This is a genomic window from Kribbella sp., from assembly GCF_035687465.1.
Taxonomy (GTDB): Bacteria; Actinomycetota; Actinomycetes; order Propionibacteriales; family Kribbellaceae; genus Kribbella.
In genome coordinates this window covers 20,798-38,467 of the sequence record NZ_DASRXP010000369.1, presented here as the reverse complement: position 1 = coordinate 38,467, position 17,670 = coordinate 20,798, and the positions used below count along the sequence as shown (strand labels likewise).

Annotated in this window: 14 protein-coding genes; 8 read left to right on the top strand and 6 right to left on the bottom strand. The window is 67.4% G+C overall.

Features of this window, described 5'->3' with window-relative positions; translation table 11 throughout:
- Nucleotides 1-739: 739 nt before the first annotated feature.
- The 6 genes from VFG33_RS19375 to VFG33_RS19350 form a co-directional block, all read right to left on the bottom strand.
- Nucleotides 740-4,849 (bottom strand): S8 family serine peptidase, encoded by a 4,110-nt coding sequence (locus VFG33_RS19375; RefSeq protein ID WP_325054312.1) that lies wholly within the window; start codon nt 4,847-4,849, stop codon nt 740-742.
- Between the two features lie 273 nt (nt 4,850-5,122).
- Nucleotides 5,123-6,214, bottom strand: coding sequence for a hydrogenase expression/formation protein HypE (gene hypE, locus VFG33_RS19370; protein WP_325054311.1), 1,092 nt, complete (start codon nt 6,212-6,214; stop codon nt 5,123-5,125).
- On the bottom strand, nt 6,207-7,322 hold the full coding sequence (hypD, locus tag VFG33_RS19365; protein ID WP_325054310.1) for a hydrogenase formation protein HypD: 1,116 nt from the start codon (nt 7,320-7,322) through the stop codon (nt 6,207-6,209). Before hypD ends, hypE begins: the two co-directional genes overlap by 8 nt.
- Nucleotides 7,319-7,639: a HypC/HybG/HupF family hydrogenase formation chaperone gene (locus VFG33_RS19360; RefSeq protein WP_325054309.1), complete on the bottom strand. Its 321-nt coding sequence runs from the start codon at nt 7,637-7,639 to the stop codon at nt 7,319-7,321. The genes hypD and VFG33_RS19360 overlap by 4 nt, the downstream gene beginning before the upstream one ends.
- Before the next feature lie 4 nt (nt 7,640-7,643).
- Nucleotides 7,644-9,923, bottom strand: coding sequence for a carbamoyltransferase HypF (gene hypF, locus VFG33_RS19355; RefSeq protein ID WP_325054308.1), 2,280 nt, complete (start codon nt 9,921-9,923; stop codon nt 7,644-7,646).
- Between the two features lie 131 nt (nt 9,924-10,054).
- Nucleotides 10,055-10,564, bottom strand: a complete 510-nt coding sequence (locus VFG33_RS19350) for a helix-turn-helix domain-containing protein (protein WP_325054307.1) — start codon at nt 10,562-10,564, stop codon at nt 10,055-10,057.
- A gap of 197 nt (nt 10,565-10,761) precedes the next feature.
- Here VFG33_RS19350 and VFG33_RS19345 point away from each other — a divergent pair, with 197 nt between their 5' ends.
- Genes VFG33_RS19345 through VFG33_RS41290 form a run of 8 tightly spaced genes read left to right on the top strand, consistent with a single transcriptional unit; the run spans nt 10,762 to nt 17,669 of the window.
- Nucleotides 10,762-11,838 (top strand): NADH-quinone oxidoreductase subunit B family protein, encoded by a 1,077-nt coding sequence (locus VFG33_RS19345; protein WP_325054306.1) that lies wholly within the window; start codon nt 10,762-10,764, stop codon nt 11,836-11,838.
- Complete coding sequence (locus VFG33_RS19340; protein WP_325054305.1) at nt 11,835-13,640, top strand: nickel-dependent hydrogenase large subunit; 1,806 nt, start codon at nt 11,835-11,837, stop codon at nt 13,638-13,640. Before VFG33_RS19345 ends, VFG33_RS19340 begins: the two co-directional genes overlap by 4 nt.
- Before the next feature lie 42 nt (nt 13,641-13,682).
- On the top strand, nt 13,683-14,507 hold the full coding sequence (locus VFG33_RS19335) for a NifU family protein (protein WP_325054304.1): 825 nt from the start codon (nt 13,683-13,685) through the stop codon (nt 14,505-14,507).
- Nucleotides 14,504-15,172 (top strand): DUF5947 family protein, encoded by a 669-nt coding sequence (locus VFG33_RS19330; RefSeq protein ID WP_325054303.1) that lies wholly within the window; start codon nt 14,504-14,506, stop codon nt 15,170-15,172. The genes VFG33_RS19335 and VFG33_RS19330 overlap by 4 nt, the downstream gene beginning before the upstream one ends.
- Nucleotides 15,165-15,797 carry a DUF6084 family protein gene (locus tag VFG33_RS19325; protein WP_325054302.1) on the top strand — a complete coding sequence of 211 codons (633 nt, stop codon included), beginning with the start codon at nt 15,165-15,167 and terminating at the stop codon, nt 15,795-15,797. Before VFG33_RS19330 ends, VFG33_RS19325 begins: the two co-directional genes overlap by 8 nt.
- Nucleotides 15,794-17,086 (top strand): hypothetical protein, encoded by a 1,293-nt coding sequence (locus VFG33_RS19320; protein WP_325054301.1) that lies wholly within the window; start codon nt 15,794-15,796, stop codon nt 17,084-17,086. The genes VFG33_RS19325 and VFG33_RS19320 overlap by 4 nt, the downstream gene beginning before the upstream one ends.
- On the top strand, nt 17,083-17,568 hold the full coding sequence (locus tag VFG33_RS19315) for a hydrogenase maturation protease (protein WP_325054300.1): 486 nt from the start codon (nt 17,083-17,085) through the stop codon (nt 17,566-17,568). Before VFG33_RS19320 ends, VFG33_RS19315 begins: the two co-directional genes overlap by 4 nt.
- Nucleotides 17,568-17,669: a DUF6893 family small protein gene (locus tag VFG33_RS41290; RefSeq protein WP_414672967.1), complete on the top strand. Its 102-nt coding sequence runs from the start codon at nt 17,568-17,570 to the stop codon at nt 17,667-17,669. The genes VFG33_RS19315 and VFG33_RS41290 overlap by 1 nt, the downstream gene beginning before the upstream one ends.
- Nucleotide 17,670 lies beyond the last annotated feature (1 nt).

Below are 17,670 nucleotides of genomic sequence, written 5' to 3'. Positions count from 1 at the left end.
CGGTCCAACGACCCGGCATCCATCCGGACGGGCCTACCGCCGATAGCGGGTTGTTCGACCGATAGCGTCCAGTAGACCGGTATCGGTCCCACAAGCCGGCAGCCGACAGAACCACGCCACTGCTCGACGCGAGGCCCACCGCCCGGCCCCACCCACACCTACAGAACCCGCCGATCCCACCCGGGAAACCGGTTACTGGACAGGGTTTCGCGACTTCTGCAGGTCCGGATGGGGCCACCCCCGGAATCCGGCGCCACCCGGGCCCACGGAATCAGCGGAGGGGCCGAACATCCCGCCGGAACCACCCGGGCGGACGGAATCCCCCGGGTGCAGCTCACACGTCAGCGCGGATCCGCGTAGCTGCGTCCTTCCCTGGTCGACGGGGTGGGTGTCAAGGGTCGAACTTGTTCGAGCCCGAAGGGCCGCGAAGCGCCCTTGACACCCACCCCGTCGACTAGCACACTCCCGCAGCGGAGACCGCGCAACCACACTGCCAATGCACCGGCACAACCACATCGCTCATGCACCGGGCGCAACCACACCGCCAATGCACCAAGCGAATCACGGGGATCGCGCGAACGCGATCCCCGAGGCATATGCAGTTGCTAGTGGCAACTACCGTCGCCCGCTGACCGGCGTACCCGGAAACCCGGCGAGCAGCAACTCACGTGTTGAGGGCGCGAAACCCCCGGCCCGGAAGGGGGTATCCGGGTCGGGGGTTTCGCGGGGGGAGGGGAGGTTAGTTTCGGGTTATTTTGATGGGGACGGACAGGGCGGCGGGGGCTGTGGTCGGGCCTAGGAGGAGTTCGCCCTGGTAGGTCTGGCCTGCCGTCATTGCCTTGTTGTAGTCGACGTGCAGGGTGACCGGGGTGTTGGGCGCCAGCGGGCCGGTCGGGAGACCGGTCACCGTCAGGTCGTTGCCCTGGACCGCGTTCACGTTGAGGGTGAAGGCGGGAGTACCGGCGACTCCGAAGCCGTGGACCCAGATCTGGTAGTTGCCGTCGGGCGGGTTGATCAGGTCGACCGACTCGTTCGCCGTACCGGAGGTGGACGAGGCGACGATCTCGGACGACGAGAAGGTGCCGTCGTTGTTGGCGTCCCGGACCACGAACAGGTCCAGGTCGTTGGTGTCCAGCGCGGTGGTGACGCTCAGCCGGGAGGCGTGGTTCAGCGTGATGTTCTTCTTCACGCTGGCCGTGGCCGGGTCGTCGGGGTTGTCCTGGTGCGCTGTCTCGGTGGTCGTGCTCGGTTGGCTGAGCCCGAACGCCGTCGCCTTCAGGCCGTCCAGCGCCACGCTCGACTCGAACTTGACGTCGAAGCCGCCGGTGTCACCGCCGGCCGTTGCCGCCACGGAGGACGGGGACACGGACGCACTGCCGAGCTGCACCTTGAACGGTGTGTTGAACGCATCGCCCTGCCAACCGACCTGGTGCAGCGCGACCGCCTGCAGACCTTCCTGCGCCGGTGCCGTCACCACATCGGCCGGTCCACCGGTCGCGGTGTCGAACCGCCACACACCGGCCCGGACATTGGTGTTCGGACTCTTCCCGACCGTGTCGAGCGTGTACGGCGCGCCGAAGACCGAATCCGGTACAACCTGGAAGTGGTTCTGCGAGCGACCCATGATCAACGTGTCGATGTCGGTGAACGGACCGGTCCCCTCCCAGGTCGTGTTCGCCAGCAGCTTCGTCCCTTCGGCCGGAGCCTTCGGTACGTCGAGGTAGAAGAACCGCCAGTCACCGGATTCGGCTCGCCAGCCCCAGTCGTTCGCACCGAACACCGACCCGTTGTTGTAGGTCAGGTTCTGCTGCGCCTTCGCCACGTCCGAACCACCGAACGTGGTGGCACCGGTGATCTTCCCGGTCGCGTCCTGGGTCGCCTTCGCCGCGACCGCCACCGACACCGGCACGACCATCGAGTCGCTGCCGCGGGTCAGCAGCACCGCACCGGAGTACATCCCGTACGGCGCGTTCGACGGCACCTTGATCGACGCGGTGAACGAGCCGCCCTTGACCGTGGACGGGGTGCTGATCCACTTCCAGTCGCTGTTCTTGTACCAGTCGATCGAGATCTTGAAGTTCGTCACCGGGATCTGGGCGTTCACGGCGGAGTGCTGCAGGCCGAGGAACAGCCCGTCCGCCATCCGGTCGTAGGGATCCCGGACGTAGGACTGCAGCGCGTTCGCACCCGCCCGGTGGTACATGAACCGGCCGTACTCGCCCTGCTGCATCTCGGACTTGGAGAAGTCCAGGTCGAGGAACCCGTCGATGTTCGAGCTGGTGGTCTTGTCGGTGTGGTTCACCACGCCGTTGTTGTTCGAGTCCTTCCACAGTTTGCCGTCGTGGTTGACGTCGGTCCAGTTGTAGGTGAGCAGGCGCCAGGCCTGGTCCTCGCTGAGGTTCTGATCGTTGTCGAACTCCGAGCGCGGATACTCGAGTTTGACCACCATCAGGTCGGCGTCCTTGTGTTTCTTCACCTTGCTGGACAGGTCGATCAGGTAGTCCGGCGCGTTGAAGTTGCCCGTACTCTCCTTGCTCAGATCCTTGCTGTTGAAGGAGATCGTGTCGTTCGCGGTCCGGACCAGCTGACGGTCGTCGACCTGCCAGGCGCCCGGCCCGTTCACGGTGAACTTCTGCGTGTCGGTGCCACCGGGCGAGATGACGTTCGCGAACACCGGGTACTCCGTGCCGCGGTAGTCACCAACCCGCCATTGCGACGGCGACACCGAGGCCCGCTGGCCGACGGCCGAGCGGACTGCCTTGCCGACGTCGATCGAGCCCGAGCCCTGGATGTTGGAGTCGTAGCCGAGGTCCTGCGCGGACGACTTCAGCAGGTCCTTGGCCGTCGAGTAGAACCCGGCCGGCACCGCGCCGCCGTGCTCCTTCTTGTAGGCCTGGTAGACGAGTGCCGTGGCGCCCGCCGCGACCGGCGTCGACCGGCTGGTGCCACCCCAGGTGACCCAGGCGTTCCGGCCGTCCAGCACGGTGTTGAGGGTCGCGTCACCCGGCGCATAGGCGCCGTCGGCAACCACATCCACGCCGTTGGTCGCGTTCGCGCCGAACCCACGGTTCGACCAGACCATCACGTCGTTGTCGTTGATCTGCTTGGTCCGCAGGATCGAGTCCCAGCCGCTGCCGCCGAACTGTGTCGACGCGCCGACCTCGATCCCGGCCGTCGGTGCCGCCGAGCCGGTGGTGCCGAACCCGGGAGCGCCGTTGCCGGTGGAGAACAGCGGCGTCGTCTTGTAGCCGGCGTGGATCACGTCGGCTTCCTGGCTCGCCGCGTCCCAGCCGTCGTTGTCGACGTCGGACTGCCCGTACGAGTTCGAGGTGACGTCCACCCCCTGGCGGGTCGAGAGCAGGTAGCCGAACTGGGTGGAGAACTCGAAGCCCTGGTAGATGTCCCCGAACGGAGCCAGCTTGGCGTGCGGAGCCCCGCCCAGTACTGCGCCGGCGTACTTCCCGCCCGGCACATCCTTGAAGGTCGGCGCCTTGCCGTTGATCACTGCCTGGCCGACGACGTTCGACGCGGTCAGGGTGCCGTGGCCCTCGATGGCCGGGTCGTAGTCGCCCGTCCAGGCCACCAGTTCACCGGAGCCGAAGGAGGTGTCGTTGACGCCGAACGCGTCCAGTCCACCGGGGATCGGCGTCGCGCCGTCGGACACGTAGTACAGGAGGCCGCCGGACATGTCGGTGTAGCCGTCGCCGTTCATGTCGCGGTACGACGCGGGCGAGCTCTTGGTGACCGGCTTCTCGTCGGCGAACGACTGGTCGTTGTCGAGGTCGACGTACACGGTGTCGTACACGCCGGCGGTGTGCGGGTCGGTGACCAGGAAGGCCGGGCGCTCGCCGTACAGCTGGAGCAGGTGGTCATCCGGGTGGCTGCCGAGCCGGACCTTGCCGGACTTGCTCCAGCTCGCCGGGAAGCTGTAGGTGTGCTGGTTCGTCCCGGTCGGCGCCGCGAAGTTGCGCGACGGGCCGGTCTTGGTGGCGAAGCCGACCGAGCAGCCGGTGCCGGCCTTGACACAGTCCGCGGCGGAGGTCTTCACGTACCAGGACAGACCGTCGTCGACCTGCGAAGGCGCGGACAGCCACTGCAGGGTGCCGAAAGGATCGAAGGCCTTCGGCCAGCCGTTCCAGCCGGCCTTCGCGCCGGTCTGGCCGGACCAGGTCTGCCAGGTGTTGAGCAGGTCCGGGTGGCCGAAGTCGGTGCCGCCGTCGAGCACGCCGACGGTGATGCCGGTGCCGGTGTAGCCATCGTTCCAGGCGCCGGTGAAGTTGTGGGACTTGGCGTCCAGCAGGTTCTGCTTCTTCAGCTTGTCGAAGTTCGAGGACCGCGGCGGCGGCGCCTCGGAGTACGGCACCTCGCTCGTCTTGGCGCGGGTCAACGCGGCCTGCTGCTCGGCCTTGGTCGGCACCTTGTGCAGCTCCGGGTCAGGGTCGCCCAACGGCTCGCCCGTCTTGCCGAGCTCGACCGGCTGGACCGACACGACGCCCTTGGTCGAGGCGAGCTTCGGCAGCGCCTGGATGGCGATGGATCCGATCACCAGACCGGTATCGCCGGACTGCGCGAGGTTCGAGTCGTCGAGCAGTTCGCGGGCCGCGGTGGCATCCCCCTGCACGGTCGCGAACACCGCGACCTGCCCCGTCTCGCCCTTCTTGACCCGGGTTTCCAGCTTCGGGTCAAGCTTGTTGACGGCGCTGTCGGTGGCCGTCTTCACCTGGGTGGCCGCCGGCGGCGGATCCTCCCCGGTGGCGGCCTGGACAGCCTGGGGGGCCGCGGCCAGCGGCCCGACGATCAAGGTGGCCAAGGCAACGAGCGCAGAGCCGTGCAACAGGCGTCGTCTCATCAGATCCCCTCCGACGTACGCGGTGAACACCGCGGTGAACAGACGGAGCGTACGACTGTGAAACGGCTTGCCGATAGCAATTGTCCGCCGAGTTTCCGCCGGCCGGATACTTGGTTGCCGCAAGCAACGGTGACTGTCCGTGGCCGACGCCCGCCGCGGCGGGCGGTCAAGGACCGATTCTGCGCGGAAGTAAGCCGAACGCCACCGGCCGGACCCCGGTTACCCCGGGTGTCCGGCCGGCCGACTGCGGACGTGCAGGTTTACCCCTGCGTTTCAGCAGATCCTCGGCAACTGCTCTCCGATCGGGGTGTCGACCACTCTGGTGGCACCGAAGGTGGTCCTGGTGACCACCATGCCGGGGTGGTCCTCAACGCACTCGCCGATGATCGCCGCGTCCGTCCCGAGCGGGTGGGCCCGCATCGCCACGAGAACCTCCTCGGCGTCCTCGCGAGCGACGATGGCGAGCAGTTTGCCCTCGTTGGCGACGTACAGCGGGTCGAGCCCGAGGAACGAGCACGCGTTCGCCACCGTCTCCGGGATGGGCAGGTCGGCCTCGACCAGTTCGACGCCGACGCCGGCGGACTTGGCGATCTCGTTCAGCGAGGTGGCGACGCCGCCGCGGGTGGGATCCCGCAGGACATGCAGGTCGAGAGTGACGTCCAGCATCGCCGAGACCAGGCCGTTCAGCGGGGCGCAGTCGCTGACCACCTCGGTGCCGAACGAGATGCCCTCGCGCACGCTCATGATCGCGATGCCGTGGACGCCGATCATGCCGCTGACGATCACCACGTCACCAACAGCCGCCCGCTGCGGCCGGATGTCCACGCCCTCGCGGACCAGGCCGATCCCCGCGGTATTGATGTAGACGCCGTCCCCGTGGCCCGAGTCGACCACCTTCGTGTCCCCGGTCGCGATCACGACGCCGGCCCGCTGCGCCGCAGTACCGAGGTCTTTCGCGATCCGGCCGACGACCGACAGTTCGACGCCTTCCTCCAGGATGAAACCGCAGGACAGGTACGCCGGTTGGGCGCCGGACATCGCCAGGTCGTTCACGGTGCCGTTGACGGCCAGGTCGCCGATGCTGCCGCCCGGGAAGAACAGCGGCTGCACGACGAACGAGTCCGTCGAGAACGCCAGCCGCGCACCGCCCAGGGTGACGACCGCCGAGTCGGTCAACCCCTCGACCAACGGACTCGCGAACGCCGGCAGGAAGAGGTGCTCGATCAGCTCACCAGAGAGCTGACCGCCACCGCCATGCCCCATCACGATGGTCGGGTAGTCCCGCAACGGCAGCGGGCAGGTCCAGCCGTCGAAGTTCGGCGCGGCGGGAAGGACCGGGTCGGGGAGCATCACCTGCTCAGCCAACGGAGCTCACCGCCTCGGGAGCTTGCAGTCGCCGGTAGAGGTAGTAGGCGGCGCAGGCTCCCTCACTGGAAACCATCGTCGCGCCGAGCGGGTTCCGCGGCGTACAGAGCGTCCCGAACGCCTCGCACTCGTGCGGCTTGATGTGCCCCTGCAGCACCTCGCCGGCCCGGCAGACGGTCGACTCCTCGGTCTTGATGTCGCGGACCTGGAACCTGTACTCCGCGTCGTACTCCCGGTAGCGCTCGGACAACTGCCAGCCGCTCTGCGGGATCATCCCGATCCCCCGCCAGGAGCGATCAGTGGTCTCGAAGACATCGGACAGCATCGCCTGCGCGGTGGTGTTGCCCTCGTCGGTCACGGCTCGCTTGTAGGCGTTCTCGACATAGTGCTCACCGCGCTCCAACTGGACCACGGTCCGCAAGATGCCGGCCAGGATGTCCAGCGGCTCGAATCCCGTCACCACGATGGGCACCTTGTACTTCGCGGCCAGTTCCGGGTACTCCGAGGTACCCATCACGCTGCACACGTGGCCGGCTGCCAGGAACGCCTGGACCCGGCAGTCCGGCGACTGCATGATCGCCTCGATCGCCGGCGGCACCTTGACGTGCGAGACCAGCAGACTGAAGTTCGGGATGTTCTGCTGCTTCGCCTGGTAGACCGTCATCGCGTTCGGCGGGGCGGTGGTCTCGAAGCCGATGCCGAAGAACACCACCTGACGGTCGGGGTTGTCCTTGGCGATCTTGAGCGCGTCCAGCGGCGAGTACACCACCCGGACGTCGCCCCCCTCGCTCTTGATCCGGAACAGGTCGCGCTCGCTGCCGGGCACCCGCAGCATGTCGCCGAAGGAGCAGAAGATCACCCCGGGCTGGGCCGCGATCTCGAGCGCCTTGTCGATGATCTCCAGCGGGGTGACACAGACCGGGCAGCCCGGGCCGTGGATCATCTCCACCCCGTCGGGCAGCAACTGGTCGATGCCGTGCCGCACGATCGTATGGGTCTGCCCGCCGCAGACCTCCATCATCGCCCACGGCTTGGTCACCGTGGCGTGGATCTGGTCGACCAGGCGCTTGGCCAGGTCGGGATCGCTGAACTCGGCCAGATACTTCATTCCGCCGTCTCCTTCCGGTACTCCGTGCCCGGTGGCCGGCGTTCCCCGGCCTGTTGTGCGGCGATCCCCCACTGATCGCCGAACTCCTCCTCGAGCGCCCCCAGCGACTTGTACAGCTCGAGCGACTGCATCGCCGACTCCTCGTCGAGGCGCTGCAACGCGAACCCGACGTGCACGATCGTGTACTCGCCGACCTGCAGGTCCGGCAGGTACGCGAGGCAGACGTCCTTGATCACCCCGCCGAAGTCGACCTTGCCCATCCGGGTGTCGTCCTCGACCCGGATCTCCACCACTCTTCCCGGTACCGCTAGACACATGCTGTTAACTCCTTCCGTGGTGGACGCGGCCCGCGACGGCCAGCTGCCCGAGTGCGAGACCGGCATCCGTCGGTGGCACCAACCGGTGCCGCAGGACGGTGAAGCCGGCACTGGACAACGCCCTGGTACTTGCCGCCAGCAACAATCTGTTGACGAAGACCCCGCCGGACAGCGCGACCGTGGTCAAACCCCTCCTGCTTCTGACCAGGTCGGCCGTACGGACCATGGCGGCCACGATTCCCCCGTGGAACCGTGCCCCCACCACTCCCGGATCCACCCCGTCCAGGACGTCCCGGACCACCGCCGTCAGCAGCGGGGCCGGATCGCTCAGGGTGAACTCATACGGCTGGTCCAGCGCGTGGCCGGCGGCCAGACCCTCCAGCTCGATGGCAGCTTGCGCCTCGTAACCGGCCCGATGGCAGACCCCTGCCAGCGAGGAGACCGCATCGAACAACCGGCCCATGCTGGACGTCGGCGCGCAGGCGAGGTTCCGCTCGAGCTGAGTGCGGAGCAGCGCCAACTCCTCCTCGGAGCAGGCCTGGACAGCCGGCAGTCTGGGATCCCAAGGCAGTCCCGCGGCGGTCAGGTGCGAAAGCGCCATCCTGCAGGGGTTCCTCACTCCCGCATCCCCGCCCGGCAGCGAGACGTAGCCCAGGTGCGCGTACCGCTCGAAGCCGTCGTAGTCGGCAAGCAACACCTCGCCGCCCCAGACCGCACCGTCGTCGCCGTACCCGGTCCCGTCGAAGGCGAACCCGATCACCTTCTCGTCCCCGTCGTACCCGTGCTCGGCCATCACCGACGCCAGGTGGGCATGGTGATGCTGAACCCCGAGCACCGGCCGCCCGTCCGCATGCAGTTCCGCCCACTGCCGGGATCTGTACGCCGGATGCTTGTCGGTGACCAGGATCTCCGGCCCCACGCCGGTGAGATTCTCCAGATGACGCTCGGCCTTCTCGAAGGCGGTCAACGTGGCGAGGTCGTCCATGTCTCCGACGTGCGCCGAGAGCCAGGCATAGCGCCCTTCACCAAGACAGAAGGTGTTCTTCAGATCACCACCCACGGCCAGCGCCGCACGAACCGGGGACGGCAATGCGACAGGGAAGGGCGCATAGCCGCGCGAGCGGCGGATCGGCAGTTCGTCGCCCGCGACAATGCGTGCGACCGAATCGTCACAGGGCACATGGATCGGGCGATCGTGTCCAAGCCAAGCATCAGCCAACGGCGCCAGCCGGATCAGCGCCTCCTCGTCGGAGCTGACGATCGGCTCGCCGGACACGTTCCCGCTCGTCATCACCAGCACCGACGCGTCCTCGAAGAGCAAGCGATGCAAAGGCGTATACGGCAGCATCACACCCAGATCCGGGTTGCCAGGAGCAACTGCTTTCGCGACTCCAGCGGCAGAAAGCCTTCTGAGCAACACGATCGGCCGCCGATGCCCGGTGAGCAGCGCCGCCTCGGTCTCGTCGATCTCCGCGATCCGTCGCGCCGTGGCGAGATCCGCGGCCATCACCGCGAAGGGCTTGTCACCGCGATCTTTCCGCTTGCGCAGTGTCGTCACTGCAGCCTCGTCGGTCGCATCGCAGACCAGGTGGAATCCCCCGAGCCCTTTGACAGCAAGGATCGCGCCCGACCCGAGCAGCCGGCGAGCCCCAGCCAGCGCCTCCTCCCCGTACTGCGGGTCTGTGGCTGAGGTGGTCAAGCTGAGGCGCGGGCCGCAGGCGGGACACGCGATCGGCTGAGCGTGGAACCGGCGGTCACCGGGGTCGGCGTACTCGCGGGCGCAGTCCGCGCAGAGCGGGAAGCCCGCCATCGTCGTGGCCGGGCGGTCGTAGGGCAGGCCGGTGATGATCGTGAAGCGGGGACCGCAGTTCGTACAGGTGATGAACGGATGCCGGTAGCGGCGATCGGCCGGATCGTCGAACTCGGCCAGACAATCGTTGCAGGTGGCAACATCCGGCGAGACCAGGGTCCGGCCGGCCCCACCGGCGGAGTCAAGAATGTGGAACTCCGTCCCGCCACAACTGGCCACCCGCACCTCGTCCACCGTCTCCACTACCGCGAGCGGCGGCGCATCGCTGGCGATCCGCCGGGCGAACGTCGCGACCGAGCCGGCCGAACCTTCGACCTCCGCGATGACCCCGGCCGGCGTGTTCGTGACCTGGCCGGACAGTCCGAGCTCCCGGGCCAGCGCATAGACGAACGGCCGGAAGCCGACACCCTGGACGACGCCGGAGACAGTGATCCGGGCGCGGACGCGGACAACCTGATCGGTCGTGGCACCCACCGCCTGATGATGAATTTGTCAGGAACCGCTCGGGGAAAGACCGAAGCCAGATGGCGAAGTCGGCCATATGTGGACTGCTTCGCAGGGTAGACCCACCGATGGCGCTTTCACCAGGGTCCGGAATTACCGGACTAATCGGATTGCGACGGTCCGAAAATTGCGTGCACCCGGCGGAGATCGCGCATCCGGGGTTCGGTGACACCACTGAGCCAGCGGCTGACCGTCCGGACCGACACCCCGATCCGCCGGGCGGCCGCCTGCTGGGAGAGACCCTGCCGGCGGAGTACGCCGGTCAGCCAGTCCGCGAACAGCTCCTCGCCGACTTGCGGCGAGGTGCCGAGGCGGCGCAGCGCCTCGCCGTGCAGGACCTCCACCTCGACACCGTCGGGGAAGATCCGCACAGTCACGTCGAAAACGCCTTCCGCGGGGCCCGCGGCGGCGAGCATGGCGGTGGTGATCGCGTCGTACAGGGCGAAGTTCTCGCCCGCGTCGAGTTCGACCGGCTGGAGCGCCTCGCGGACGAAGAGCTCGGCGTCCGGGAGCGAGCCCGGCCGGGCCGGGAAGGTGTGGGAGACGACCACCACCGGGGACACGAACAGTCCCTCGGCGTCAGCGCCGCCCGGCGGGGGATCGTCAGACATCTCGGCACGGCTCTCAGAGACTGCTTCGGTGCTCAAAGGTAGCCCCGCCGGACCACCGCGTCGATGACGGGGAAATCTCCCCAATTCCAGGATTCCGCGATTTCCGGACAATCCCATTAATGCCCGACACAAGTGTCTGTCGGGGAGCGGATTCCGGACGTACTGTCCGAGAAGAACTCCCTGAGGAGGCTCGGACGATGTCGATGACCGCGGAACCGGAGCAGGCACAGGAGACGGCCGACGAAGGGGTCGTCCACATCCTCTGGATGAACGGCGGTCTGAGCTGCGACGGGGACTCCGTCGCCCTGACCGCGGCGACCCAGCCCAGCATCGAGGAGATCGTGCTCGGGGCGCTGCCGGGACTTCCGAAGATCGCGGTGCATTGGCCACTGATCGACTTCGAGTGCGGCCCCGAGACCGGGGCGGACAACTTCATCGAGTGGTGGCACAAGGCCGACCGCGGTGAACTGGAACCCTTCGTCCTGGTAGTGGAGGGGTCTATCCCGAACGAGGCGATCAAGTCCGACGGCTACTGGGCCGCCTTCGGCAACAACCCGATGACTGGGCAGCCGATGAAGACGTCCGAGTGGCTCGACCGGCTGGCGCCCAAGGCGACCGCGGTCGTTGCCGTCGGCACCTGTGCGGCGTACGGCGGAATCCACGCGATGGCGGGCAACCCGACCGGCGCTATGGGGGTGCCGGACTATCTCGGCTGGAGCTGGAAGTCGAAGGCCGGCCTGCCGATCGTCTGCGTGCCCGGCTGCCCGATCCACCCGGACAACCTGTCCGAGACGCTGGTGTACCTGCTCTACCAGGTGGCCGGCCAGGCCCCGATGATCCCGCTCGACGCCGAACTGCGACCGCAATGGCTGTTCGGCGCGACGGTGCACGAGGGCTGCGACCGGGCCGGGTACTACGAGCAGGGCGATTTCGCCAAGGAGTACGGCTCGCCGAAGTGCCTGGTGAAACTGGGCTGCTGGGGTCCGGTGGTGAACTGCAACGTGCCCAAGCGGGGCTGGATCAACGGCGTCGGCGGCTGCCCGAACGTGGGCGGCATCTGTATCGCCTGCACGATGCCCGGCTTCCCCGACAAGTTCATGCCGTTCATGGATGAACCGCCGGGCAGCAAGGTCTCAGTCGCGGCGAGCACGGTCTACGGAACGGTGATCCGGCGGTTGCGCAAGATCACCCAGAACACGGCGAACAAAGAACCCAAGTGGCGGCACAAGGGCTCAACCCTCACCACCGGCTACGAGAAGGTGCGGCAGCCATGACCACCACCGAACCGAAGATCGGCCTCGCCCCCGACACCGACACCAGCTCAGACACCGTGGAGATGGCCTGGGACCCGATCACCAGGATCGTCGGCAGCCTCGGCATCTACGCCAAGGTCAACTTCAAGCAGAAGACCGTCGAGGAGTGTCACAGCACTTCGTCGATCTTCCGCGGCTACAGCATCTTCATGAAGGGCAAGGACCCGCGCGACGCGCACTTCATCACCAGCCGGATCTGCGGTATCTGCGGCGACAACCACGCCACCTGCTCGGTCTACGCGCAGAACATGGCGTACGGCGTCGCCCCGCCGCACCTGGGTGAGTGGATCGTCAACCTGGGCGAGGCCGCGGAGTACATGTTCGACCACAACATCTTCCAGGAGAACCTGGTCGGGGTGGACTACTGCGAGCGGATGGTCAGGGAGACCAACCCCGGCGTCCTGGAGCTGGCGAACCGGACCGAGGCGCCGCACGCCGGCGACCACGGCTACCGCACCATCGGCGACATCATGCGCTCGCTGAACCCGCTCGAGGGCGACTTCTACCGCGAGGCGCTGCACGTCAGTCGCTACACCCGGGAGATGTTCTGCCTGATGGAGGGACGCCATGTCCACCCGTCGACGCTCTACCCGGGCGGCGTCGGCACGGTCGCGACGATCCAGCTGTTCACCGACTACCTGACCCGGCTGATGCGCTACATCGAGTTCATGAAGAAGGTCGTGCCGTTGCACGACGACCTCTTCGACTTCTTCTACGAGGCTCTGCCCGGCTACGAGCACGTCGGCGAGCGGCGCATCCTGCTCGGCTGCTGGGGCAGTCTGAACGACCCGGCGATCTGCGACTTCAAGTACGAGAACATGGAGGCCTGGGGCCGGCGAATGTTCGTCACCCCCGGTGTGGTGGTCGACGGCAAGCTCGTCACCAACAGTCTGCTCGACATCAACCTCGGCCTGCGGATCCTGCTCGGCAGCTCGTACTACGACGACTGGGCCGACGGCAGCCACGAGAAGTTCGTCGACAAGGACCCACTCGGCAACCCGGTCGACGTCCGGCACCCGTGGAACCAGCACACCATCCCGAAGCCACAGAAGCGCGACTTCGCGAACGCGTACAGCTGGACCATGTCGCCGCGCTGGTTCGACGGCAAGGACCACCTGGCCCTCGACACCGGTGGCGGCCCCATCGCCCGGCTCTGGTCGACGGCACTGTCCGGCCTGGTCAACACCGACTACGTCCAGGCGACCGGTCAGAGCGTGAAGATCCAGCTCCCCCGGACCGCGCTCAAGCCGGCCACGGAATACGAGTGGAAGATCCCGCGGTGGAGCAACGCGCTCGAGCGGAACCGGGCCCGGACGTACTTCCAGGCCTACGCGGCCGCCCTCGCACTGCACTTCTGCGAGAAGGCGATGGCCGAGGTCAGGGCCGGCCGGACCGAGACCTGGACCCCGTTCAAGGTGCCGGACAACGCGATCTCCTGCGGCTTCACCGAGGCCGTGCGCGGCGTGCTCTCGCACCACATGGTGATCCGCGACGGCAAGATCGCGAACTACCACCCGTACCCGCCGACCCCGTGGAACGGCAGTGTGCGCGACTCCTACGGGACCCCCGGGCCGTACGAGGACGCAGTACAGAACACGCCGATCTTCGAGGAGAACCCACCGGCCACCTTCAAGGGCATCGACATCATGCGCGCGGTGCGCAGCTTCGATCCCTGCCTGCCCTGCGGCGTGCACATGTTCGTCGGGAACGGCCAGGAGAAGACCCACCTGCACTCGCCCACCCTCGCGGTCAAACCCTACTGACATGACTGTGTTGATCTGATGAATGGCCGCGACGCTCAGGCGTTGAGCGAACGGATCGACATGCTGCTGGATGAAGTCCAGCGGCGCGCCGAGCCGGAGGTGACCGAGAAGGTCGAGGAGCTGGTCCGCGCCGTGCTGTCCCTGCACGGCGCGGGCCTTGAACAACTGCTCGGCCGCTTGGACGAACCACAGGTCCGGGGTCTGCTGGAAGACGATCTCGTCACCGGGATGCTGCTCCTGCACGACCTGCATCCCGATGACGTGGCGACCCGGATCCAGGCTGCCCTGGACAGCGTGCGGCCGTATCTGGGCTCGCACGCCGGCGGTATCGACTACCTCGGCATCGATGACGAGGGAATTGTTCACCTGCGGCTGCAAGGCAGCTGTGAGGGATGCCCTGGCTCGACGGCGACAGTGCGCCTGACAGTGGAGAACGCGGTGCTCGACGCGGCGCCGGAAGCGGTCGCCGTCGACGTGGAGGGGATGGTCGCGGCAAAGAAGCAGAACCTGCTGACGATCGAACCGTTCCGCGCGCACCAGGACGCTGAAGGATGGCACAAGCTCGACCTGGTCACGGCGCCCGGCCAACTGCAGAAGCTGATGGTCAACGATCTCGAACTGCTGGTGGTGAACCTCGCCGGCACGTTCTTCGCCTACCGCAACAACTGCCCGACTTGCTCCTCGGTTCTGCAGCACGGGCGACTTGAGGGCGACGAACTCACCTGCCCACGCTGCACCGCCCTGTACGACGTGCGGCTGGCCGGGCGCGCGCTGGCACCGGTCGGGGCCCCGGCACTCGAGGCTCTGCCACTACTGCCGGACGACACCGGCTGGAAGGTCGCAGTACCGGGAAGGCAGCCGGCGTGAGGCCGTCGCCGACCCTGCGCTCGCTGGCGCGGGACAAGCCGACACCGGCCGTCGATCCGGTCGCGGTCCTCCGCGGCTTCACCGGTGGCGTGCGGCAGCAACTGTCGCCCGGTGAGCAATGCGAGATGTGTGCCGTGCCGATCGGTCCGCAGCACCCGCACATCGCCGACGTACCGGATCACCGGCTGCTGTGCACCTGCCGGCCGTGCTATCTGCTCTTCAACGCCGAAGCCGCCTCGCGCGGCCACTACCGCGCCGTACCGGAGGAGTACCGGTTCAACAAGGACTTCGCCATGTCCGCGGCGCAGTGGGAAGCCCTCGGCATCCCGGTGAACCTGGCCTTCCTGTTCCAGCAGACCGACCAGGCCAAGCACGTCGCCTTCTACCCGAGCCCGGGCGGCGCCACCGAGTCCTTGCTCGACCTGGCCAGCTGGGACGAGGTGGTCGCGGCCGATCCCCTGCTGGGCCGGCTGATCCCGGACGTCGAGGCGGTCCTACTCCGCCGGCTCGACGACGGCTTCGAGTGCTACCTGGTGCCGATCGACTCGTGCTACGAGCTGGTCGGCATCGTGCGGCAGTACTGGGAGGGCTTCGCCGGTGGCGAGGAGGTCTGGGGACGGATCGACGAGTTCTTCGCAAGCGTGAAGGAGCGCTGCCGTGGTTGACCTCGACTTCACCTGCGTGGACTCCGAGGCCGACCGGTACGCCGCGACGCCGACGGTGCTGCTGAAGTTGAAGGTGACCGAGACGACCGGTACGCCGGTACACGCGCTCGCGTTGCGCTGTCAGATCCGGATCGAGCCGATCCGCCGACGCTACGACGACGAGGAGGCGGACGCACTCGCTGACCTCTTCGGCGACCGCTCTCGCTGGGGCGACACCCTCAAGCCGCTACAACTGGCCTTCGTCACGCAGATGGTTCCCGGGTTCACCGGCTCGACCGAGGTGGACCTGCAGCTGCCGTGCAGCTACGACTTCGATGTCGCCGCGAACAAGTACCTCTACGCCGTCCGCGAGGGTGGAGTGCCCTTGCTACTGCTCTTCAACGGCACGATCTTCACCGGGCGTGCGGGGACGTTGTCGGTGACCCCGGTCGCCTGGCAGAAGGAGACGTCGTACGCGCTGCCCGTGCCGGTCTGGCGGGAGGCGATGGACCTGCACTTCCCCGGCGCCGCATGGCTGAAGCTGCGACGGGAGACGTTCGACAAGCTCTATGACTACCGCGCCCGCGAGGCCATGACGGGCTGGGACGACGCGATCGAGCGGCTGCTGAAGGAGAAGCTGGAATGACAGCGTCTTTCGAGGGTGTCCAGCAGGTCGCCGACGCGCTGCTCTTCGAGGGGTACGTGCTTTATCCGTATCGGGCCTCCGACGGGAAGAACAAGGTGCGCTGGCAGTTCGGCGTCCTGATGCCGCCCGCGTACGGCGCGATCGACTCGTCGGAGCGGACCTCTTCGCAGACCGAGTGCCTGCTCGACGGCGACGACGGGGTCCTGACTGTGCGGATCCGGTTCCTGCAGGCGCAACGCCGTACGGTGCTCGACGCCGATCGGGCCGAGGTCGATTCACTGCAGACCGAGGACGCCTCGTACGTGCCGTGGGACGAGGCGGTGGAACAGCACATCGACGTGACGGCCGCACTGAGCGAGCTACCACTCCGAGTGCCCTTCGAAGTTGCCGGAGGCACCGAAGTGGAACCGGTGAGCACCGGCTTCCTCCAACGCACCCGGCTGCCCCTGACCGGGGTGCTGTCACTCAGCTCCGAGCAGTTGCCGGGCCCGTACGGCGTAGTCCGGTTGCGCCTCGGCGTCGAGAACATCAGTGCGGGCGACGAGCTCGAGCGGACCGGTGCATTACGGCAGGCGTTGATCGCGCATCACCTGTTGGTAGCGGCCGACGGTTGCCGCTTCCTCTCGTTGCTCGAACCCCCTGAGTGGGCCGTGGGCTACGTGGCCGACTGCGAGAACCTCGGGATCTTCCCCGTACTCGCCGGCGATCTGTTGCTCTCGTCCCCGATCATTCTCTACGACCACCCGCAGATCGCCGCGGAGAGTCAGGGCGACCTGTTCGACGCGACCGAGATCGACGAGATCCTCAGCCTGCGGACGATGACGCTGACCGAGGACGAGAAGCGCGAGGTCCGCGGGACCGATCCGCGCGCCGCCGCGATGCTCGACCGGGTGGACTCGATGCCGCAGGAGATCCTGGACCGGCTGCACGGCACCTTGCGCTACGTCCGCAAGGTCACCGAACGCGAACCGCCGCCTGCCGACACGCCCTGGTGGGATCCCGGCAACGACGCTTCCGTCTCGCCGGGGACGGACACGGTGATGGTCGGTGGAGTTGCCGTCGGCAACGGAGTGCGGATCCGGCTGCGTCCCGGCGTACGGCGGGCCGACGCGCAGGACATGTTCCTCGCCGACCGGCTCGGCACGGTCGTCGCGGTGTTGTCGGACGTGGACGGCGAGACGCACCTCGCGGTGGCCCTGGACGGCGAGGAAGGTGAGGTGCAGCGCTCGCACGGCCGCTACCTCTACTTCAGCCCGGACGAGATCGAGCCCTTGGTGAGTGCCGGATGAGCGGGCGGATCCTGGTTGCCGGACTGGGCAACATGTTCTGCAGCGACGACGCCTTCGGGATCGAAGTGATCAGCCGGCTCGCGCAACGAACCTGGCCCGACGGCGTCGAGGTACAGGACTTCGGCATCCGCGGGATCCACCTGGCCTACCAACTGCTCGAGCCCTATGACCTGGTGGTGCTGATCGACGCGGTCCAGCGCGGTGAGCCGCCGGGAACCGTGTACACGGTCGAGGCCGAGCCCGCCGAAGAGCCTGGCCCCGAGGTCAGCATGGACGCGCACGATCTGGGGCCGGACGCCGTGCTCTCGCTTGTTCCCCGACTTGGTGGGACCTTGGGACCGGTGGTGGTGATCGGCTGCGAGCCGGCCGACCTGGGGACCGGCATCGGCCTGACGCCCGCGGTCCAGGACGCGGTGCAGACCGCGGTCGAACTGGTGACCGACCTGGTCATCGGCAGGAGAGTTCGAGAAGGGACGTCGTAATGCGCTGGGTCATCGTCGCCATCGTCGTGGTCATCGTCGGAGGGGTCGGCTACGCCTTCATCCCCGACTCGCTGCGCTATCTCCGGCTCAGGAACATGTAGC